18 protein-coding genes, 1 tRNA gene and 3 other RNA genes are annotated in these 21,478 nt (G+C 57.1%); 11 read left to right on the top strand and 11 right to left on the bottom strand.

What is annotated here, in order from left to right; genetic code table 11:
- Positions 1–146 precede the first annotated feature (146 nt).
- Complete coding sequence (gene tdk / locus K5R89_RS05575) at positions 147–764, bottom strand: thymidine kinase (protein WP_032429180.1); 618 nt, start codon at positions 762–764, stop codon at positions 147–149.
- Positions 765–771: 7 nt separating this feature from the next.
- On the opposite strand from tdk, the gene K5R89_RS27770 reads away from it, so the two are divergent.
- On the top strand, positions 772–903 hold the full coding sequence (locus K5R89_RS27770; protein WP_044523854.1) for a hypothetical protein: 132 nt from the start codon (positions 772–774) through the stop codon (positions 901–903).
- A 422-nt stretch (positions 904–1,325) separates the two neighbouring features.
- Entirely contained in the window at positions 1,326–1,733 is a 408-nt protein-coding gene (hns, locus tag K5R89_RS05565; protein ID WP_002910103.1) for a histone-like nucleoid-structuring protein H-NS, read from the top strand.
- Positions 1,734–1,855: 122 nt separating this feature from the next.
- Here the strand turns inward: hns and galU are convergent, their stop codons facing one another.
- From galU to rssA, 3 genes are all read right to left on the bottom strand, one after another.
- Positions 1,856–2,758 carry a UTP--glucose-1-phosphate uridylyltransferase GalU gene (galU, locus tag K5R89_RS05560; RefSeq protein ID WP_023290127.1) on the bottom strand — a complete coding sequence of 301 codons (903 nt, stop codon included), beginning with the start codon at positions 2,756–2,758 and terminating at the stop codon, positions 1,856–1,858.
- 197 nt (positions 2,759–2,955) lie between these two features.
- Complete coding sequence (gene rssB, locus K5R89_RS05555; protein ID WP_023290128.1) at positions 2,956–3,969, bottom strand: two-component system response regulator RssB; 1,014 nt, start codon at positions 3,967–3,969, stop codon at positions 2,956–2,958.
- An 89-nt stretch (positions 3,970–4,058) separates the two neighbouring features.
- The gene (gene rssA / locus K5R89_RS05550) at positions 4,059–4,961 is read right to left on the bottom strand and encodes a patatin-like phospholipase RssA (RefSeq protein ID WP_004203175.1); all 903 of its coding nucleotides are present in this window, start codon (positions 4,959–4,961) and stop codon (positions 4,059–4,061) included.
- 112 nt (positions 4,962–5,073) lie between these two features.
- Between rssA and K5R89_RS05545 the strand changes: the two genes are divergently transcribed.
- The 6 genes from K5R89_RS05545 to K5R89_RS05520 all read left to right on the top strand — a co-directional run bounded on the left by K5R89_RS05545 (position 5,074) and on the right by K5R89_RS05520 (position 7,205).
- Positions 5,074–5,532 carry a YchJ family protein gene (locus K5R89_RS05545; RefSeq protein ID WP_032428898.1) on the top strand — a complete coding sequence of 153 codons (459 nt, stop codon included), beginning with the start codon at positions 5,074–5,076 and terminating at the stop codon, positions 5,530–5,532.
- A gap of 42 nt (positions 5,533–5,574) precedes the next feature.
- Positions 5,575–6,417 carry a formyltetrahydrofolate deformylase gene (gene purU, locus K5R89_RS05540; RefSeq protein WP_004203178.1) on the top strand — a complete coding sequence of 281 codons (843 nt, stop codon included), beginning with the start codon at positions 5,575–5,577 and terminating at the stop codon, positions 6,415–6,417.
- A 159-nt stretch (positions 6,418–6,576) separates the two neighbouring features.
- Positions 6,577–6,661: transfer RNA gene (locus K5R89_RS05535), tRNA-Tyr, on the top strand.
- A 44-nt stretch (positions 6,662–6,705) separates the two neighbouring features.
- Positions 6,706–6,837, top strand: a non-coding RNA gene (locus K5R89_RS05530) — RtT sRNA.
- Positions 6,838–6,880: 43 nt separating this feature from the next.
- Positions 6,881–7,016: non-coding RNA, RtT sRNA (locus K5R89_RS05525), on the top strand.
- Positions 7,017–7,085: 69 nt separating this feature from the next.
- A non-coding RNA gene (locus tag K5R89_RS05520) (RtT sRNA) lies at positions 7,086–7,205 on the top strand.
- 116 nt (positions 7,206–7,321) lie between these two features.
- Here the strand turns inward: K5R89_RS05520 and K5R89_RS05515 are convergent.
- Positions 7,322–7,765, bottom strand: a complete 444-nt coding sequence (locus K5R89_RS05515) for an Lrp/AsnC family transcriptional regulator (protein WP_023290130.1) — start codon at positions 7,763–7,765, stop codon at positions 7,322–7,324.
- A 107-nt stretch (positions 7,766–7,872) separates the two neighbouring features.
- On the opposite strand from K5R89_RS05515, the gene K5R89_RS05510 reads away from it, so the two are divergent.
- Positions 7,873–8,769 (top strand): DMT family transporter, encoded by an 897-nt coding sequence (locus K5R89_RS05510; protein WP_101989395.1) that lies wholly within the window; start codon positions 7,873–7,875, stop codon positions 8,767–8,769.
- Here K5R89_RS05510 and narI read toward each other — a convergent pair.
- The 5 genes from narI to K5R89_RS05485 form a co-directional block, all read right to left on the bottom strand.
- The gene (gene narI, locus K5R89_RS05505; protein ID WP_002910189.1) at positions 8,766–9,443 is read right to left on the bottom strand and encodes a respiratory nitrate reductase subunit gamma; all 678 of its coding nucleotides are present in this window, start codon (positions 9,441–9,443) and stop codon (positions 8,766–8,768) included. The two genes, K5R89_RS05510 and narI, sit on opposite strands and share 4 nt — an antisense overlap.
- Positions 9,443–10,153, bottom strand: a complete 711-nt coding sequence (narJ, locus tag K5R89_RS05500) for a nitrate reductase molybdenum cofactor assembly chaperone (protein WP_032453280.1) — start codon at positions 10,151–10,153, stop codon at positions 9,443–9,445. The genes narI and narJ overlap by 1 nt, the downstream gene beginning before the upstream one ends.
- Entirely contained in the window at positions 10,150–11,685 is a 1,536-nt protein-coding gene (narH, locus tag K5R89_RS05495) for a nitrate reductase subunit beta (RefSeq protein WP_023290133.1), read from the bottom strand. Before narH ends, narJ begins: the two co-directional genes overlap by 4 nt.
- The gene (locus tag K5R89_RS05490) at positions 11,682–15,425 is read right to left on the bottom strand and encodes a nitrate reductase subunit alpha (protein ID WP_023290134.1); all 3,744 of its coding nucleotides are present in this window, start codon (positions 15,423–15,425) and stop codon (positions 11,682–11,684) included. Before K5R89_RS05490 ends, narH begins: the two co-directional genes overlap by 4 nt.
- Before the next feature lie 405 nt (positions 15,426–15,830).
- Positions 15,831–17,219: a NarK family nitrate/nitrite MFS transporter gene (locus tag K5R89_RS05485; RefSeq protein WP_023290135.1), complete on the bottom strand. Its 1,389-nt coding sequence runs from the start codon at positions 17,217–17,219 to the stop codon at positions 15,831–15,833.
- 311 nt (positions 17,220–17,530) lie between these two features.
- On the opposite strand from K5R89_RS05485, the gene narX reads away from it, so the two are divergent.
- Together narX and narL are read left to right on the top strand one after the other, a co-directional pair.
- On the top strand, positions 17,531–19,309 hold the full coding sequence (narX, locus tag K5R89_RS05480) for a nitrate/nitrite two-component system sensor histidine kinase NarX (protein WP_048297761.1): 1,779 nt from the start codon (positions 17,531–17,533) through the stop codon (positions 19,307–19,309).
- 10 nt (positions 19,310–19,319) lie between these two features.
- Positions 19,320–19,970, top strand: a complete 651-nt coding sequence (narL, locus tag K5R89_RS05475) for a two-component system response regulator NarL (protein ID WP_002910198.1) — start codon at positions 19,320–19,322, stop codon at positions 19,968–19,970.
- Here the strand turns inward: narL and K5R89_RS05470 are convergent.
- Positions 19,967–21,349 (bottom strand): YchO/YchP family invasin, encoded by a 1,383-nt coding sequence (locus K5R89_RS05470; protein WP_044524070.1) that lies wholly within the window; start codon positions 21,347–21,349, stop codon positions 19,967–19,969. The genes narL and K5R89_RS05470 overlap by 4 nt on opposite strands.
- Positions 21,350–21,478 lie beyond the last annotated feature (129 nt).

Below are 21,478 nucleotides of genomic sequence, written 5' to 3'. Positions count from 1 at the left end.
TCGACAAGCATAAACGTACTGCAAGCCCCGTCATCTGACGGGGCTTTTTTTTGCCCACCGACAGCCAAGCTTTAACGCCTGCTGGCCCAACGGAGCGCAGGCAATAAAAAGGCGCCCACAGGCGCCTGGACGAGCTTCTGCGCGTATTAGCTGGGGCGGTGCTGGTTTTGTACCTGAGTTAACGAGCCGACGCTCAGCGCCTCTTTATAATGCTTACGACAAACTGACACGTACCGCTCATTGCCGCCGATGACGACCTGCTCGCCCTCGTTGTAAGGACGCCCCTCCTGATCGAGGCGCAGCACCATACTGGCCTTCCGGCCGCAGAAACAGATGGTTTTCAGCTCCACCAGCTTATCTGACCAGGCCAGTAAATACTGGCTGCCGGTAAAGAGCTCACCGCGAAAGTCTGTCCGCAAGCCATAGCAAAGCACAGGAATATCCAGCGTATCGACAACTTCAGACAGCTCATGAACCTGCTCGCGCGTCAGAAACTGGCTTTCATCCACCAGCACGCAGTGAATCGGCTTTAGCTTGTGCTCTGCGGCAATATCGTTAAATAGCGACGTCTGTGGATTATACAATCGGGCCGGCGAGGAGAGACCGATACGCGAGCTGACTTTTCCGGCGCCAAAGCGGTCATCAATCTCAGCGGTATAAACGACGGTACGCATCCCCCGCTCCTGGTAATTGTACGAAGATTGCAACAGAGCGGTCGACTTACCTGCATTCATTGCAGAGTAGTAGAAATAAAGTTGTGCCATCGGCTGCGTGACCCCAATCAAAGTGTTTTATCGCGGCGGCGATTGTACCATATTTTATGCGTACAGCCGCCCATTCGACAGGGGTATTGTATCGCAGCTGAAGAGCCTGCAAAGCCAAAGGATTAAGAGGATGAATTGAATTTTCAGGGCCATTATTTGTACGCCCCGTTACGCTACTGGCGGGGTAACCATTGTCTTTTCGTGCTTATAGGGCGGTTACCTATGGGGCTATAAGCGGCGCCGCGCGTTGTTTTATATTAAGCCTCATAACCAAAAATGCGCTAATACTGACGAGGGTTATTTACCCATGTAAAGGATAATTTTTCTCACCGAACCTCAGAAAAAGCATACCGTCTCAGTGTTTTAGCTTACCTTCTGCTCATCGCTATAAGGATGAAAGATGTGAAGCGGCACGGGAATTTTAACTTAAATTAATTAATTCTCGCGACAAATAACCAGTAATTTTGAATTCCTTACATTCCCCCCTATTGCACAACGCATTTTATCGCTCTATTATTAGTTCAACAAACCACCCCACAATATAAGTTTGAGATTACTACAATGAGCGAAGCACTTAAAATTTTGAACAACATCCGTACTCTTCGTGCGCAGGCAAGAGAATGCACCCTGGAAACGCTCGAAGAAATGCTGGAAAAATTAGAAGTCGTTGTTAACGAGCGCCGTGAAGAAGAAAACGCCGCCGCGGCAGAAATTGAAGAACGTACGCGTAAGCTGCAGCAATATCGTGAAATGCTGATCGCTGACGGTATTGATCCGAATGAACTGCTGAGCACCATGGCAGCCGTTAAAGCCGGTACCAAAACCAAGCGTGCTGCACGTCCGGCTAAATACAGCTATGTCGACGAAAACGGCGAAACCAAAACCTGGACCGGCCAGGGCCGTACCCCGGCGGTGATCAAAAAAGCAATGGATGAGCAAGGTAAATCACTGGACGATTTCCTGATCTAATCTCCGTTGTTACGATATAAAAAATCCCGCTGCGGCGGGATTTTTTTTGCCCCCAGGGGCCGATATAAAAAACCGGGAGCGCATTGCGACTCCCGGTTTTGTGCTTTCAGCAGCGCTGCGGATTACTTCGCAACCGCGGTTTCCAGCCAGGCTTTAAAATCGTCACCCAGCGTTTTGTGGCGAATACCATATTCGACGAACGCCTGCATGTAGCCAAGCTTATTACCGCAGTCATGGCTCTTGCCTTTCATATGATAAGCTTCGACCGTCTCTTTTTCGATCAGCATATCAATCGCGTCAGTCAGCTGAATTTCATCACCGGCACCCGGAGGAGTCTTGGCCAGCAGCGGCCAGATATCGGCGCTGAGGACATAGCGCCCCACCACCGCCAGGTTGGACGGCGCAACGTCAGCTTTTGGCTTCTCGACCACGCCTACCATCGGCACGCTTTCTCCCGGCTTGAGAGATTCACCTTTGCAGTCAACGACACCGTAAGCGGTCACGTCGTCGACAGGCTCAACCATAATCTGGCTGGCGCCGGTCTCATCGAAACGAGAGATCATCTCTGCGAGGTTATCGCGGCTCAGATCGGATTCATATTCATCCAGAATAACGTCTGGCAGAATAACTGCGACCGGCTCATCACCCACCACCGGATGGGCGCAAAGCACCGCGTGTCCCAGACCTTTTGCCAGGCCCTGACGAACTTGCATAATGGTTACGTGCGGCGGACAAATAGACTGCACTTCTTCCAGCAGCTGGCGTTTCACACGTTTTTCCAGCATCGCTTCCAGCTCAAAACTGGTATCGAAATGGTTTTCGATAGAGTTTTTGGATGAGTGCGTTACCAGAACAATTTCAGTAATTCCTGCAGCGATACATTCATTAACAACGTACTGAATTAACGGCTTATCTACCAGCGGCAGCATTTCTTTTGGAATCGCTTTGGTGGCCGGCAGCATCCTGGTGCCTAATCCCGCAACCGGGATAACCGCTTTTCTGACTTTAGAATTAAGGGCAGCCATTGAAATCTCCTGGACTGTTTGTTTTTTAAACTTCTCGTTACAAATAACGTGTCGAGTATATCAGTCAACCGCGTATTCACTGGTCTGAAAAGCTTCCGATAGCCTCGAATTAGGACTTTTACGCATAAAACTGCTCGATGTTACCACCGCTAAAGGACAACGGGTAATCCCGTCTGCTTAGATATAAACGCAATTGCTCACTCCGCAGACAACATTAAGCGTAAACGGCCTCCCGCCCCCCAAATTTGGCACTGCCATGAGGTACAGCGTTGACTAATTTGATTAAGGTAAGCATCACCCAGGGTGCCTAAAGGAACGCCATTGCTAATCTGAATTTGATGCTCACCGGTATTCAGCGTGCCATTAAGTCCCGCCGACACCAGAATTAAATTTTTCAGTCCGCTGTGGTAATACCCCACTAACAAAGGAAACTGGCCGGGAAGGTTTGCCTGACGCAGGAGCTGATTCACCTGTTTTAGCAGACTCCCCATTTCTGGTAGCCGCTGTCCCTGATGCGCCAGCTGCTCCTGTAGCAAGCCATTGAACAACGCGCGCAATAATAAAGCGGCCAGGACGCCATTATCTCCTGCCCGTGTGACATCCAGACAATAGAAGGCCAAATCATTGTCCGAGAGCGGGGCGATATCGAGTACCAGACCGGGTTTATCCGCCGACACCAGCTGGCGATAATGAATGCGGCAGTGCGACATTTCCTGTTGCACCGGCGGCTGTAATTCCTGCAGTAATCGTGAAGCCGCAATGGGATTACTGACCAGCGCGTCCCAGTCCTCAAATAATCGCTCTTCCTCTTCCACCCGTGAACTGAACATCGCAGGATAGAGGCAGGCATAAACGGTTTCGCGCAGGCGATCGAAATCTTTTACTGGCTTTAACAACACGTCCTGAACGCCAAGCCGCAACGCTTTGGCTATATCGGCCATGTTTTCGGTAGCGGAAATCATCAGGATCGGTAGCTGCTCGCCGCGATTACGCAACGTCTCCACCAGCTCCAGACCGTTCATTCTCGGCATCGAAATGTCGCAAATCATCAGGTCCGGATGCACCTCCGTCATTTTATGCAGGGCATCCTTGCCATCTTCCGCCTGGAAGGTTGTTGCTCCCAGCGAGGTCAGCCATCCATGCAAGAGTGAGCGGAAAACGGGTTCGTCTTCAACTATCAGAATCTGTTTTCCCGCCAATGGCTGCGTCATGATATCTCCCCTGGCTGACGATAATTCAATAGTGGCACGCTATTCTCACTATCGCCTGTCAGAATTTGCTTAAGTCAGGTACTCGTGCGTTAAATCGCGGTACGCACTAAGGGTAATAATTCATCCATTTTCTTTTCTACCGCCAACTGCCCTGCGGTAATCGCCTCGCCGGCGCGATGGAAATCAAGCGTCGAGACTTGCGGACAGTACGGTTGCAACAGGATATCCGGCGGGTCACCCGCCATACGATTGCGTTTAAGACGGTTCTCCAGGACCTGGATAGAGGTGGTCATGATCTCCATCGCCGTCGGCGTCACGGCCGTACGGCGGGAACTCATTTGCGTCAAGCGTGCGCGCAGACGAGTATGCCATGGCCCCTCCTTCGCTTCGGCTTCCCGCCGCGGCGTTTCGAGGGAGAATAAATCCTGCTGCATAAGGTGGGCATCATGTTGCAAATCCACGGCAATCACGATATCCGCCCCCATTGCCCGCGTAAGCGATACGGGAACCGGATTGACCACCGCGCCATCGACCAGCCAGTAACCGTTATGCCTGACCGGCGACATTAACCCCGGCATACTGCAGGAGGCTCGAATCGCTAAGTGCAGATCGCCTTCGGTAAACCACAGCTCCCGGCCAGTGCTTAAATTTGTCGCGACGGCGGCAAATCGCCGCTCGCAGTGTTCGATATCGGTCACGGGCATGATGCGGCGATAATGATTGAACACCTTTTCACCCCGCAGTAGTCCACCGCGGCGCCAGGAGAGGTCCATCAGTTTCAGAACGTCCCAGTTACTGAAAGAGCAGACCCAGGACTCAAGGGCCGGGAGTCGGTTACAGGCATACGCCGCCCCTACCAGCGAACCGATAGAGCAACCGGCCACGATATCAATCTCAATGCCGGCCTGCTGGAGGGCGTTGATGACGCCAATATGCGACCATCCGCGGGCGGCGCCCGCACCTAACGCCAGACCAATTTTAAGCTTTCTCATTAGTACTGATAACTATCCTTCCACTCTGAGCGTGGCAACATTGTCACGGCTCAGTTAACATAAAGCCCTTTGGCGTAGAAGCGCCGTTACTCTTTCTTCCATGGAGGCAGTTTTGTCGCAATTATGCCCCTGTGGCAGCGCACTGGAGTATAGCTCATGTTGCCAGCGATATCTGTCCGGCGCTGAGCTTGCACCAGGCCCGTCACAGCTTATGCGCTCCCGTTACAGCGCGTTCGTCATGAAAGATGCCGACTATCTGATCAAAACCTGGCATCCGTCCTGTCAGGCGCAGCAGTTTCGCGCCGAACTGGAGAAAGGCTTTGCCCACACCGAATGGCTGGGCTTAACCCTGTTCGCCAGCGATGATGGACGAGCCGCCAATGAAGGCTTTGTCAGCTTTATCGCCCGCTTTAATGACAATAACCGCCCGGGCGCCATTATTGAACGTTCCAGATTCTTAAAAGAAAATGGACAGTGGTACTATATCGACGGGACACGGCCGCTGATTGGCCGTAACGACCCCTGCCCTTGCGGTTCAGGTAAAAAATTTAAAAAATGCTGCGGCCAGTAACGCTACCGCAGCGCTTGCAAACACTACAGGATTTTCCTCGCGATGCATTCATTACAACGTAAAGTACTACGCACTATTTGCCCTGATCAGAAAGGCCTCATCGCGCGTATCACCAATATCTGCTACAAGCACGAACTTAACATTGTGCAGAACAACGAATTTGTTGACCACCGTACCGGTCGTTTCTTTATGCGCACCGAACTGGAAGGCATCTTCAACGACGCTATTCTGCTGGCCGATCTGGACAGCGCCCTGCCGGAAGGCTCGATTCGTGAACTCAATCCGGCAGGCCGCCGCCGGGTAGTGATTCTGGTGACGAAAGAGGCGCACTGCCTCGGCGATCTGCTGATGAAAGCCAACTACGGTGGGCTGGATGTCGACATTGCCGCGGTTATTGGCAACCATGACACCCTGCGCCCGCTGGTGGAACGTTTTGGCATCCCGTTTGAACTGGTCAGCCATGAAGGGCTGAGCCGCGAAGAGCACGACAAGCAGATGGGCGACGCGATTGCCGCCCACGAACCGGATTACGTGGTGCTGGCCAAGTATATGCGCGTTCTTACGCCGGAATTTGTCGCTCGTTTCCCGAACAAGATCATTAATATTCACCACTCGTTCCTGCCGGCGTTTATCGGCGCGCGTCCGTATCATCAGGCCTATGAGCGCGGTGTGAAGATCATCGGCGCCACCGCCCACTACGTGAATGATAACCTGGACGAAGGTCCCATCATTATGCAGGACGTCATTCACGTCGATCATACTTATACCGCAGAAGATATGATGCGTGCCGGGCGCGATGTCGAAAAAAACGTATTGAGCCGGGCGCTGTATCAGGTCCTGGCGCAGCGCGTCTTCGTCTACGGTAACCGGACGATTATTCTTTAATCGACTGAGAAATGAATTGGTTAGCTTTACGGCGTTACGGGTAAAAATCAGGCAACCAGTTTATTTTTGTCAAAGGAATGCTTTACAGGGGCGCATCATTTGGTATGATGCGCCCCGCTTCCCGAGAAGGAAGCAGGCCAGTACTAAGCATTACCCCGTGGTGGGGTTCCCGAGCGGCCAAAGGGAGCAGACTGTAAATCTGCCGTCATCGACTTCGAAGGTTCGAATCCTTCCCCCACCACCATCTTCTTAAAAAACTTCCCAATTCGACTACTCGACGATCTTTTATATTCTGCCCCACGGGGAAGGATGAGAAGCTTCGACTCAGGTTCGACTCGAGCGTAGCGAGAGAACGTTGCCGCAGGCAACGGCCCGAAGGGCGAGGCGCTTTAGCGCCGAGTCATCCTTCCCCCACCACCATCTCTTCATGTATTACCCAACTTACTTCACTTGCGATACTCTATATTCTGCCCCACAGGGAAGGATGAGAAGCTTCGACTGGGGAAGGTTCGACTCGAGCGTAGCGAGAGAACGTTGCCGCAAGCAACGGCCCGAAGGGCGAGGCGCTTTAGCGCCGAGTCATCCTTCCCCCACTACTGTTGCACTCTCTTCAGCCACCTGTGCTGCTATCTCCTCGCTCGCGCTTCGCTTAGCGAGGCTACATGCTATATTCTCCCCTACGGGGGAGGATGAGAAGTTTCGACCAAGGTTCGACTCGAGCCGTTGCCGCAGGCAACGGCCCGAAGGGCGAGGCGCTTTAGCGCCGAGTTATCCTTCCCCCACCATTCTCGCGCTCTCTGCAACCACCTGTATTGCTACCTCCTCGCTCGCGCTTCGCTTAGCGAGGCTACAGATGGTGCCGTTTGGCAGCCCGGACTGGTGCGCCTCACTGCCTCCGGGAAACTCACAGCGGGGGCAGTCGTCTCTTCACCGGCGAACTCTTCACTACCGAGGTATTGCACTGAGCAAATTCAGCCAGGCCGTCAAGCAGCGTATCCAGTTGGGCAATATCACGCACCACCAGTCGCATCACGAAACAATCCTCTCCGGTCACTTTGTCACTTTCGATGCACTCCGGCATCGCCTGGATATATTTATCCACCTTCTGCAGCAGACCAGGCAGCGGCCGGACCCGCACCAGCGCCTGCAGGCTGTAGCCCAGCGCGGCGAGATTCACCCGCGCCCCATAGCCCTGGATCACCCCCCGCTCCTCCAGGCGCTTCACCCGCTCGGCGGTGCTCGGCGAGGTCAGCCCCACCCGCGCGCTCAATACCTTCAACGAGACTCTGGCGTCCTGAGTCAGGCAAGCGAGGATCGCCCGGTCAATTTCATCAAGTAAGTCATTCATGGTTTTTACCTAATTATGAAAGGAATTTCCCCCTGCTTACCTTAATTCAGCCATGTCAGGCTGTCAGGATTTTTCGCACAATAATGGAAAACTTCTGGAGGTGAAATATGCAACTTACCCGCGGCGTCTGGCAAATGAGCCTGGCGATGATAATTTCTGGCTCGATCGGCGCGTTCGTGCTGCTCTCGGGTTTGCCGGTAATTGATGTGGTGTTCTGGCGCTGCCTGATTGGCGCGCTGACCCTGCTGCTGTTTATCGTTCTCAGCCGCCAACCCTTCAGTCGCCTCACGCGCTTCACCCTCGCCCTCGCGGTGCTTGGCGGCATTGCGCTGGTCATCAACTGGCTGCTGCTTTTTGCCGCCTACTCGCGTATTTCAATTGGCATGGCCACGGTGGTCTACAACACCCAGCCGTTTATGCTGGTACTGATGGGCATGGTGCTGGGGGAACGGGTCAGCGCCGTAAAATGGGGATGGTTACTGCTGGCCTTCGGCGGCGTGGTGATCCTGCTGTCAAGCGAGCTTGCCCCGGCGCACGGCGATAGTCTCGCGACCGGCGTTTTGCTGGCATTAGGCGCAGCATTTTTCTATGCTCTGACCGCCATTATCGCCCGCAAACTGCATCCGCTCCCTGCTCAGCATATTGCCTTTATTCAGGTGCTGGTCGGCGTCGCGATGCTGCTGCCGCTGGTGCAAATGCCCGCGTTTTCTGCCAGCTTTCCCTGGCGCTATCTGCTGATCCTCGGCGTCGTCCATACCGGGATCATGTATCAGCTTTTATATAGCGCGATACAGAAGCTGCCAACGCCCATTACCGGTTCACTCTCCTTTATTTATCCACTGGTGGCGATGGGGGTCGACTATCTGGTCTTCCACCATGCGTTAACCCCTGTGCAGTGGTGCGGCGGGATGCTGATTCTGTTTGCCGCCGCGGGGAATAACCTCGGCTGGGGCGAAAAAAAACCCCGCCAGAGCGGGGTCAGTCAGCAGTCGCGGGCCAGTTAGCGACGGGCGCGAACAATCTGGTATTTGCGCGTCAGGTACTCTACCGGCGCGCTCCAGATATGAACCAGACGGGAAAACGGGAACAGCAGGAACAGGGTCATACCCAGCACCAGGTGGACGCGGAAGATAAACGCCACGCCATCCAGGTGCTGCGACGCACCGCCGTGGAAGGTGACCACCGACTGCGCCCAGCCGACCAGCTTCATCATTTCGCTGCCGTCCATATGCTGGGCTGAGAACGGGATCGTCAGCAGGCCCAACGCACACTGCACCATCAGCAGGGAGAGGATCAGAATATCCGCACCGGTGGTGGTGGCGCGAACGCGCGGGCTGAGCAGACGACGCTTGAGCAGCAGTAAACCGCCCACCAGGGTCATCACGCCGCAGGCGCCGCCGGCGATCATCGCCATCTTCTGCTTGACGTCGATCGGCAGGAAGGATTCATACATCCAGTGCGGCGTCAGCATGCCGAGGAAGTGGCCGGCGAAAATGCCGAGGATGCCGATATGGAACAGGTTCGACGCCAGATTCATCCCTTTACGGTCCAGCATCTGGCTGGAGGCCGCGCGCCAGGTGTACTGACCGTAGTCATAGCGCAGCCAGCTGCCGATCAGAAACACCGAGCCCGCAATGTACGGATAAATGTCAAAGAAGAACATATTAAGGAAGTGCATTATTGCTGTCCTCCGTTAGAGATATTCAGATATTGCGGGGCCACGGCTCCGGCAAAACGACGCTGGTGAGCGGAAATCTCCGACTCGCCGCAGCCCTGGTCGGCAAAGAATTTAACCTGTTCTTCTTCCCAGACTGCGTCCAGCGCCTGCGGCGTATCGTCGCGGGCTTCGTCGGCAATCTTCTCCGCCACTTTCTGGCTGTCGACCTGAGTGTTGGCCAGCTTCAGCAGCAGCTCGAACAGCACCGCATAGCGGCTCTCGCGCTGCTGCAGGCGCGCGCTGAGCAGGCCGAGGATCGGCGCGACGTCCCGCAGGCCGCCAAGGGCTTCCTCTTCCGGCAGCTGCGCCAGATACTCCAGATACAGCGGCAGATGATCCGGCAGCTCATGGCTATCGAGCAGCAGACCGTGGCGCTCATACTGCGCCATCAGGTCAACCATCGCCTGGCCGCGATCGCGGGATTCGCCGTGCACGTGTTCAAACAGCAGCAGCGAGGTGGCCCGGCCGCGGTCAAACAGTTCGCTGTAGGCCGCCTGGGCATCCAGCGGATCCTGAGCCAGCAGATCGCGCAGAAAAACGCCCAGCGCGTGAGCATCTTCTTTGCCGAGTTTCTCCGATGACGCGAGCGCCTCGAACATCTCCTGCTGATGCTGCCATAAGGCAGCGTCAGGGTATTCGAGCAAACGCGACACAATCACAAGTTCAATCATGCGTGCGGCTCCGTTTTGCTGGTCACGTCGATGGCGTCGATGCGACGGCTGTTGAACAGGTTGAACTGGCTGTCAGAGCCGTGGCAGCCGTCGCCAAAGCTAAAGCCGCAGCCATTTTTCTCCGGAAACGCTTCCCGCGCCTGTTCCCGATGGCTGCTCGGCACCACGAAACGATCTTCGTAGTTGGCGATCGCCAGGTAGCGGTACATCTCCTGAGCCTGCGCTTCGCTTAAGCCCACCTCTTCCAGCGCGCGGGTATCGACAACGCCGTCAACGGTTTCCGCCCGCTTATAGTGACGCATCGCCAGCATCCGCTTCAGGGCCAACAGGACCGGTTGGGTATCGCCGGCGGTCAGCAGATTCGCCAGATACTGCACCGGAATACGCAGGCTTTCCACGTCCGGCAGGATCCCGTTGCTGCCCAGTTCGCCGGCATCGGCGGCGGACTGAATCGGCGACAGCGGCGGCACGTACCAAACCATCGGCAGGGTGCGATATTCCGGGTGCAGCGGCAGGGCCAGCTTCCAGTCCATCGCCATTTTCCAGACCGGCGACTGCTGCGCGGCTTCAATCACGCCCTGCGGTACGCCATCTTTCAGCGCCTGCTCAATCACTTTCGGGTCGTTCGGATCGAGGAACACGTCCAGTTGACGCTGATAGAGATCTTTCTCGTTCTCGGTGCTGGCGGCATTTTCGATCGCGTCCGCGTCATACAGCAGGACGCCGAGGTAGCGGATTCGGCCCACGCAGGTTTCGGAGCATACCGTCGGCATTCCGGATTCAATACGCGGGTAGCAGAAGATGCACTTCTCAGATTTCCCGCTCTTCCAGTTGAAGTAGATCTTCTTGTACGGGCAGCCGGTGATGCACATCCGCCAGCCGCGGCACTTGTCCTGGTCGATCAGCACGATGCCGTCTTCTTCACGCTTATAGATGGCGCCGCTCGGGCAGGTTGCGACGCACGCCGGATTCAGGCAGTGCTCGCACAGGCGCGGCAGATACATCATGAAGGTGTTCTCGAACTGGCCGTACATCGCCTTCTGCATGTTGTCGAAGTTCTGGTCTTTGGCGCGCTTTTCAAACTCGCCGCCGAGGATCTCTTCCCAGTTCGGACCGCTGGTGATCTTGTCCATCCGCTGGCCGGTGATCAGCGAGCGCGGACGGGCGATCGGCTGGTGTTTACTCTCCGGGGCGTTATGCAGGTTCTGGTAGTCGTAATCGAACGGCTCGTAGTAATCATCAATGCCCGGCAGATGCGGGTTCGCGAAGATTTTACCTAACAGCATCGCGCGGTTGCCCATGCGCGGCTGCAGCTTGCCGTTGATTTTGCGGATCCAGCCGCCCTTCCATTTCTCCTGGTTTTCCCAGTCGTTCGGAAAACCGACGCCAGGCTTACTCTCCACGTTATTGAACCAGGCGTACTCCATCCCTTCCCGGCTGGTCCAGACGTTTTTACAGGTTACCGAGCAGGTGTGGCAGCCGATACATTTATCGAGATTCAGCACCATGCCGACTTGTGAACGAATTTTCATTTTACGCTCTCCTGTACCTGGTCATTGCCTTCGCCGTCTAACCAGTTAATGTTCTTCATCTTACGTACCACCACAAACTCATCGCGGTTGGAGCCGACGGTGCCGTAGTAGTTAAAGCCATAGGCCAGATGGCCATAGCCGCCGATCATATGGGTCGGTTTCGGCGTAATACGGGTAACCGAGTTATGGATCCCGCCGCGCTGGCCGGTGACTTCAGAGCCAGGCAGGTTCACGATGCGTTCCTGCGCGTGGTACATCATGGTCATCCCGGCCGGCACGCGCTGGCTCACCACCGCGCGCGCCGTCAGGGCGCCGTTGGCGTTGAACACTTCGATCCAGTCGTTATCTTCGATACCCAGATCTTTCGCATCCGCCTCGCTCATCCAGACGATCGGACCGCCGCGTGACAGGGTCAGCATCAGCAGGTTATCGCTGTAGGTCGAGTGGATACCCCATTTCTGGTGCGGCGTCAGGAAGTTCAGCGCCTTCTCCGGGTTGCCGTTGGACTTCTCGCCCATCACCGCTTTCACCGAGCGGGTGTCAATCGGCGGACGATAAACCAGCAGGCTCTCGCCAAAGTCGCGCATCCACTGGTGATCCTGATACAGCGACTGACGACCGGACAGGGTACGCCATGGGATCAGCTCGTGAACGTTGGTGTATCCGGCGTTATAGGAGACGTGTTCGTCTTCCAGCCCGGACCAGGTCGGGCTGGAGATGATTTTCCGCGGCTGCGCCTGAATATCGCGGAAACGGATCTTCTCGTCTTCTTTGTTCAGCGCCAGGTGCGCGTGCTCGCGGCCGGTGATTTCGCTCAGCGCTTTCCACGCCTTCACCGCCACCTGACCGTTCGTTTCCGGCGCCAGGGTGAGGATCATCTCCGCGGCGTCGATGGCCGTTTCCAGCTTCGGCTGACCTTTCGCCGGGCCTTCGGCCTTGGTGTAGTTGAGCTTACGCAGCAGGTCCATTTCGCTCTGGGTATTCCAGGCGATGCCTTTCCCGCCGTTGCCGATGGTTTCCAGCAGCGGGCCAATGGAGGTGAAGCGCTCATAAGTCGCCGGGTAATCACGCTCGACCGGAATAATATGCGGGGCGGTTTTCCCTGGAATCAGGTCACATTCGCCCTTCTTCCAGTCTTTGACGTCCAGCGGCTGCGCCATTTCCGCGGCGGAATCATGCTGGATCGGCAGCGTAACGACGTCGGTTTCTTTACCGAGGTGGCCCACGCACACTTCAGAGAATTTCTTCGCGATACCTTTGTAGATATCCCAGTCACTCTTCGATTCCCAGGCCGGGTCAACGGCCGCTGACAGCGGATGAATAAACGGATGCATATCCGAGGTATTCATGTCGTCTTTTTCGTACCAGGTGGCGGTCGGCAGCACGATGTCGGAGTAGAGACAGGTGCTCGACAGACGGAAGTCGAGGGTCACCACCAGGTCCAGTTTGCCGTCGAGGCCGTTATCGCGCCATTCGACTTCTTCCGGCTTCACGCCGCCCTGCTTGCCAAGGTCTTTACCCTGAATGCCGTTCTCCGTACCCAACAGGTACTTGAGCATGTACTCATGGCCTTTACCGGAGGAGCCCAGCAGGTTGGAACGCCAGATAAACAGGTTACGCGGATGGTTTTTTCCGTTTTCCGGCTGCTCTGCCGCAAAGCGAATCGATCCCTCCTTCAGAGATTTGACGGTGTAATCCACCGGCGTCATGCCCGCTTTTTTCGCCTCATCGGCGATGCGCAGCGGGTTTACGCCCAGCTGCGGCGCCGACGGCAGCCAGCCCATCCGCTCGGCGCGGACGTTGAAGTCGATCAGATGGCCGCTGTAGCGGGATTTATCCGCCATCGGCGAGAGCAGCTCCTGCGCGGTCACGCTTTCATAGCGCCACTGGCTGGAGTGGTTATAGAAGTACGAGGTGCTGTTCATATGACGTGCCGGGCGTTGCCAGTCAAGGGCGAACGCCAGCGGCTGCCAGCCGGTCTGCGGACGCAGTTTTTCCTGGCCCACATAGTGCGCCCAACCGCCGCCGCTCTGGCCGACGCAACCGCAGAAGATCAGCATGTTGATCAGACCGCGGTAGTTCATGTCGAGGTGGAACCAGTGGTTGAGACCCGCCCCGACGATAATCATCGACCGACCATGGGTTTTATCGGCGTTATCGGCAAACTCGCGGGCGGTACGGATAATATGCGCGCGGGAGACGCCGGTAATTTTCTCCGCCCAGGCCGGAGTGTAGGCTTTCACTTCATCATAGCTGGCGGCGCAGTTGTCATCGTTCAGACCGCGCTCCAGGCCATAGTTGGCCATGGTCAGGTCGTACACGGTGGTCACCAGGGCGGTGGAGCCGTCAGCCAGCTGCAGGCGTTTAACCGGCAGTTTGTGCAGCAGAATGTTTTCCAGCGCGACTTTGTTGAAGTGTTCAGAACCTTCGCCGCCGAAGTACGGGAAGCCGACGTCCGCGACCTCGTCATGGCTGCCCAGCAGGCTCAGACGCAGCTCAATCTCTTCGCCGGTTTTACCGTCGCGCTGTTCGAGGTTCCATTTGCCTTTGTCGCCCCAGCGGAATCCGAGGGAACCGTTCGGCACGGTCAGATCGCCCTTCTCATCAAAGGCGACGGTTTTCCATTCCGGATTCTTCTCCTGACCAAGGGAATCCACGAGGTCGGACGCGCGCAGCGTGCGGCCGGCGGCGTAATAGCCGTCGCGCTCCTCAAGCATCACCAGCATCGGCATGTCGGTGTAGCGACGCACGTAATCGGTGAAGTACTGGCTCGGTTTATCAAGATGGAACTCACGCAGCATCACGTGGCCCATCGCCAGCGCCATCGCGGCATCGGTACCCTGCTTCGGCGCCAGCCACAGATCGCAGAGCTTGGCGATTTCGGCGTAGTCCGGGGTGATGGCGACAGTTTTGGTCCCTTTATAGCGAACTTCGGTAAAGAAGTGCGCATCCGGGGTACGGGTCTGTGGCACGTTGGAGCCCCAGGCGATGATATAGCTGGAGTTGTACCAGTCGGCGGATTCCGGCACGTCGGTCTGCTCGCCCCAGGTCATCGGCGAGGCCGGTGGCAGGTCGCAGTACCAGTCGTAGAAGCTCAGGCAGGTACCGCCGATCAGCGACAGGTAACGGGCGCCGGAGGCGTAGGAGACCATCGACATCGCCGGGATCGGCGAGAAGCCGGCCACGCGATCCGGACCGTAAGTTTTCACGGTATAAACGTTGGAGGCGGCAATCAGCTCATTCACTTCCTGCCAGGAGGAGCGGACAAACCCGCCGCGACCGCGAGCCTGCTTGAAGCTTTTCGCTTTGTCGGCGTCTTCGATAATCGAGGCCCATGCCTCAACCGGATCGCTATGCTGGACCTTCGCTTCCCGCCACATCTTCATCAGGCGTTTGCGCATCAGCGGGTATTTCAGGCGGTTCGCGCTGTACAGATACCAGGAGTAGCTGGCGCCGCGCGGGCAGCCGCGTGGTTCGTGGTTTGGCAGGTCCGGACGGGTGCGCGGATAGTCCGTTTGCTGGGTTTCCCAGGTCACCAGTCCGTTTTTGACATAAATCTTCCAGCTGCATGAACCGGTGCAGTTGACACCGTGAGTGGAACGCACAATTTTGTCATGCTGCCAACGTTGACGGTATCCATCCTCCCAGTCCCGGTTGGTGTTTAGAAGCTGGCCGTGCCCATCGGCAAAGGTTTCACCCTTCTGTTTGAAGTAGCGAAACCGGTCCAGGAATTTACTCATCGGGTTTCTCCTGATATGGAGCCTGACGGCTCTCTGATAAATCGACATTGCTGGATTTGCAGCGAAGGTAACGCTATGAAAGCGGACGGGAATTGATAGCGATCAATACGGACTGGCTTGTTATCGCGGCGGAAATTGGCATTTACCACCAAGGTGGTAGTAATCTCGATTTTTTAACTGCATGTTTTTTAATGGTTTTTAACGAAAAATGGGTCACCAGGCGCGGAATTGTTCACCAGGGAGGTATTAAGGGGTAGAGCAGTGACGCTGGCAAGCCGTCCCTTCCCGGCTCAGTGGCCAATACGCATACAATCACCTATTAGTATGTTGTAACTAAATAGGCCGGTAAAAAAAGGCGCCTCCTTCGGGAGTACGCCTTTACGAAGTAACATCGACGATGGCGAATTACTGACGCTTACGGCCGTATACCGCCCAGGTGATGATCACGCAGGCGATATAGAAGATCAGGAAGACTTTCATCGCGCCGGCCGGCGAGCCGGTCAGATCCAGCGAGATACCGAACGCCTTCGGAATAAAGAAGCCGCCGATGGCGCCAATAGCGGAGATAAAGCCCAGCGCCGCCGCGGTATCGGTCGCCGCCTCGCGCATCGCCTGGGCTTCGCTGCCGCCCTGGGCCTTCACCCGGTCCATGGTCAGCTTACGGAAGATCACGGAGATCATCTGGAAGGTGGAAGCGCTCCCCAGCCCGGCGGTCAGGAACAGCACCATAAACACCGCGAAGAAGGCGATGAAGTTACCGCCCTGGCCGTTGGTCGGCAGGGTCAGGAACAGCAGCGCACAGAAGACAGCCATCACCACAAAGTTGACCAGCGTCACGCGGGTACCGCCGAGACGGTCGGAGATCGCCCCGCCCATCGAACGCGCCAGCGCGCCAATAAACGGACCGAAGAAGGCGTAGTGCAGGATCTGCACGTCCGGGAACTGGGTCTTTGACAGCATGGCGAAACCGGCGGAGAAACCGATAAAGGAGCCGAAGGTCGCCAGATAGAGCAGCGCCATGATCCACAGGTGCAGGCGTTTGAGCACCGGCAGCTGTTCGCTCAGCGAAGCTTTAGAAGCCGACAGGTCGTTCATAAAGAACCACGCCGCCAGGGTGAAAATAATCAGGAAAGGTACCCAGATCCACGCGGCGTTTTCCAGATACAGCATTGAGCCGTCCGGCTGCTCGCTGCCGGTCCCGCCAAAAATGGCAAACACCGAGACCGACACCACCAGCGGCGCGACCAGCTGCATCACGCTGACGCCCATATTACCAAGGCCGCCGTTGACGCCCAGCGCCCCGCCCTGCTTCGCTTTCGGGAAGAAGAAGCTGATATTGGCCATACTGGAGGCGAAGTTGGCCCCGGCGAAGCCGCACAGCAGAGAGATGATCACGAAGACGCTAAACGGCGTAGAGGTATCCTGGACCGCAAAGCCCAGCCACACGCACGGTACAATCATGATCCCGGTACTGAACGCCGTCCAGCGGCGGCCGCCGAACAGCGGTACCATGAAAGCGTAAGGCACGCGCAACAAGGCGCCTGACAGCGCCGGCAGCGCGGTCAGCATAAACAGCTGATCGGTCGTAAACTGAAAGCCCACTTTGTTGAGGTTAACGGCAACGGCGCTGAACAACATCCACACGCAGAACGCCAGTAACAGACAGGGAACGGAGATCCATAAATTGCGGCTCGCCACATGGTGGCCGCGCTGTTGCCAGAATTCAGGATCTTCAGGCCGCCAGTCGGTAATGACCGAGCGGTTAGCCTTCTCCGGGAGGGAAGATTGACTCATAGATACCTCTGATTATTCATTTTTCCTGCCGCTACCTTAGGGGTTGCCCGGGGCGGTAAGTTGATATAAATCAAAGGAAAAGCGCGCGCTAATTTGTGCGAAAATAAACCATGCTCCGAAGTGAGTAGAGAATGGTGGGAAAAAAAGTGTGGTTTTTCACACGGCTGCCGGGATGCGTCTAACCCCTCTTCCAACGGCGCCTACCACCGACAATTAAGGAGTAACTCTTTGTGGGTATGGGTATACTCCAGGGGATAGCCGAGAATAAGCGCCACTCCCGGGGACACGACCGGTCAGGAGCCACGCATTCCATGTTAAAACGTCTTTTTACCCCGCTGACGCTGGTCAATCAACTGGCGTTGATCGTCCTGCTTGCCACCCTTACTGGCGTCGCCGGTATGGCGATCTCCGCGCGCCTGGTCAACGGCGTGCAGGGCAGCGCGCACGCCATTAACAAAGCCGGGTCATTACGCATGCAGAGCTACCGGCTGCTGGCGGCGATCCCGCTGAATGAACACGACCAAAAGCTGGTCGATGATATGACCGCCACCGTCTTCAGTCCGGAGCTGCAAAACTCCGCCCGCCGCGACGGGCAGGAGCGCCAGCTGCAGGCCCTGCAGCAGTACTGGCAGCTGGCGCTGGCTCCCGGCATGCAGCGCGCGGTCAACCAGGCGGAGGTCGCCCAGGATGTCGCCGACTTTGTCGATCGTATCGACCAGCTGGTCACCGCATTCGACCATACCACCGAGCAGCGTATCGAACGGGTGGTCTGGATCCATCGCCTCCTCGCCATCGGCATGGCGCTGCTGTTGATCTTCACCATCATCTGGCTACGCGCCCGCCTGCTGCGGCCATGGAAACAGCTGCTGAGCATGGCGCGAGCGGTGAGCCAGCGTGATTTCACCCAGCGGGCGCACATCAGCGGACGCAACGAAATGGCGACCCTTGGCATGGCGCTAAATAACATGTCGGAAGAGCTGGCGGAAAGCTACGCCGTGCTGGAGCGCCGGGTGCAGGAGAAGACCGCCGGGCTGGAACAGAAGAACGAGATCCTCGCCTTCTTATGGCAGGCCAACCGCCGGCTGCACGCCAACGCCCCGCTCTGCGAACGCATTTCGCCGGTGCTGAACGGTCTGCAGGGTCTGACGCTGCTGCGCGATATCGAGGTGCGGGTCTACGATCTGGAAGATGAAGATAACCATCAGGAGTTTACCTGCCACTCGGATAATGAATGTGACGACATGGGCTGCTACCTCTGCCCACGCAACCTGCCGCCGCTGCCGGATGGCGGAACGACGCTGAAGTGGCGGCTGTCGGATGCGCATAATCAGTACGGCATCCTGCTGGCGACGCTGCCGGTTGGCCGTCATCTCAGCCACGATCAGCAGCAGCTGGTGGATACTGTGGTTGAACAACTGACCAGCACCCTGGCGCTGGACCGCCATCAGGAGAAACAGCAGCAGCTGATCGTTATGGAAGAGCGGGCCACTATCGCCCGCGAGCTGCATGATTCCATCGCCCAGTCGCTATCCTGTATGAAGATGCAGGTCAGCTGCCTGCAGATGCAGGGCGACGCCTTGCCGGCGGAGAGCCGCCAGCTGCTGGGGCAGATACGTAACGAGCTGAATACCTCCTGGGCCCAGCTGCGTGAGCTGTTGACCACCTTCCGCCTGCAGCTGACCGAGCCAGGCCTGCGCCCGGCACTGGAGGCCAGCTGTCAGGAGTACAGCGCCCACTTCGGCTTTACGGTGCAGCTTGATTATCAGCTCCCACCGCGCTTTGTGCCGTCGCATCAGGCCATTCACCTGCTGCAGATCGCCCGCGAAGCGTTAAGCAATGCCCTGAAGCATGCCTGCGCGACCCAAGTCACCGTGACGGTGTCACAACGCGATAATCAGGTCCGTCTGGTGGTGGCGGATAACGGCCGCGGCGTGCCGGACCACGCCGAGCGGAGTAACCATTACGGTTTAATCATTATGCGGGATCGCGCGCAAAGTCTGCGCGGCGACTGTCAGGTTCGGCGCCGGGAAACCGGCGGGACCGAAGTGATCGTCACGTTTATCCCGGAAAAAACGTTTTCCATCCAATAAGGAGACCCCCATGAGTCAACAGGAACGGGCAACCATCCTTCTCATTGACGACCATCCGATGCTGCGCACCGGCGTGAAACAACTGATCAGCATGGCGCCGGACATCCAGGTGATTGGCGAAGCCAGCAATGGCGCGCAAGGTATCGAGCTGGCGGAGTCGCTGGATCCGGACCTGATCCTGCTGGACCTCAATATGCCGGGCATGAACGGTCTGGAGACGCTGGACAAACTGCGTGAGAAATCGCTGTCTGGCCGGGTGGTGGTCTTCAGCGTCTCTAACCATGAAGAGGACGTTGTTACCGCCCTCAAGCGCGGCGCCGATGGCTATCTGCTGAAAGACATGGAGCCGGAAGATCTGCTGAAAGCGCTGCAGCAGGCCGCCGCCGGCGAGATGGTATTAAGCGAAGCGTTAACCCCGGTGCTGGCCGCCAGCCTGCGCGCCAACCGCGCCACCTCCGATCGCGACATCAGCCAGCTGACCCCGCGCGAGCGCGACATCCTCAAGCTGATCGCCCAGGGGCTGCCGAACAAAATGATCGCCCGCCGGCTGGATATCACCGAAAGCACCGTCAAAGTGCACGTCAAGCACATGCTGAAGAAAATGAAGCTCAAATCCCGGGTGGAAGCCGCGGTATGGGTCCACCAGGAGCGAATTTTTTAAGGCGAGTCCGTCCACGAGACGCCAGGCGCGGTGAACTTGACCAGCGGCTCAGTCAGCGCCAGGACGATCTCATTGGAGGAGACGCGCTGCCCCTGTTTATCCTCTACCACCACCGACAGGCGCCAGCGGTTCGCGGCGCCCGGTTCACTGTTCCACACCGGCATAATCACGCTCCAGCCATCGGGGCTGCTGGCATCCACCGGCGGCGTCAGGCTGAGCGCCTGGGTGTCGCCCTGCCAGTGCAGCGACTTGATGCCGTGCAGACTATGGATCTGCAGCTTCAGCTGCACCGTCTCCCCGGACTGCAGATCCCAGGGCGGCGTGGCCAGGTAGACCGTCAGATTTTTGCGCTGCCGATACTCTACGACCGGCAGATTATCCCGCTCCGGGCTGTCGAAGCGGCTGCCGCGCAGCGAGTTACTGAACGCCACCTCGTCCGCCGCCAGCTGCTGCTTGAGCGGCACGCCAAAGCGGTAGTTGAGCTTCAGGCCAACGTTGTTCTGGCTGACGCCATTTTCCCCTTGCTTATGCTTGGCGGTCACGGTGACCAGCGGGACCGGGGTATAATTGAGCCCGACGGAGACGGCCACCGGGTTATGGTAGCCTGTGCCGGTGTGAAACAGATCGACGCTGTCGCCGAAGTACTGTTCGACGCTGACGCTGGTGTTGATGTGCTCATAAAACGGCAGCCGCGCCTGGGCGGTAACGTCATACCCCGCGGCCATCCGCTGCTCCTGAGTTTGATTCTCCCGCAGCTGCCAGTCGCCCAGCGGATGATAGTAGTTCGCCGACAGGCGGAGATATTCCCCCCACGCCTCGGCGCCGACGCTGCCGCGGGCCAGGCTTTCGCTCAGCACCTTGTCATAAAACGAGTTATAGCCCAGCAGCCAGCCGCCGACCCGCCAGCGCTGGCCAAGCCCAATATTGCCCACCAGATCGTTCTCGCGCCGGGTTACCGAATACTGGTTCCACGTCAGGTAGCGATCGTTATCCTGCAATGGCACGAACCAGCTCCCTTTACTGCCGGTGAACTTCCCCTCTTTATCGACCAGCAGGTCGACATTGGCGTTGCCCCACGGCGAGAGCCAGCTCTCCAGCTGGTGGCTCACTTCATTGCCGAGTTTGTTGATGGCGAACATCTGCGCCTGCTCGCCCGCCGTCAGTCCGTTATCGCTCATGCTGGCCTCGCCGAATTTCTTCGCCACTTCGGCAAAGTGTCTGGCGTCGTCATCGACCTGCGGGGCGATCCCCAAATCGGGCAAGGGATCTTCTCCCTGGGGCGTAAGAGCGGTGTCGCTGGCGGTCAGCGCCCAGACGGGAGCGCCCGGCAGCAGCAGGAGAAAGATCAGGGATGGCAGCAAACGGTACGACACAGGCATCAACAGGATTTGCGCGGGCTCGCAGAAAAAAATTGGAAGATAGTTTTAGTTTATCGTTTTTTCCCTTCTCCCGCAGCCCTGCGGACAATTCCAGGAATATGCTGAAACCGGTTGGGCAAATAGTCGCCC

Source organism: Klebsiella sp. TF21-TM, from assembly GCF_019753495.1.
In the GTDB taxonomy this organism is placed as follows: Bacteria; Pseudomonadota; Gammaproteobacteria; order Enterobacterales; family Enterobacteriaceae; genus Klebsiella; species Klebsiella quasipneumoniae.
Note: the sequence above shows the minus strand (reverse complement) of the source record. Positions and strands in the feature narration are given on the sequence as shown.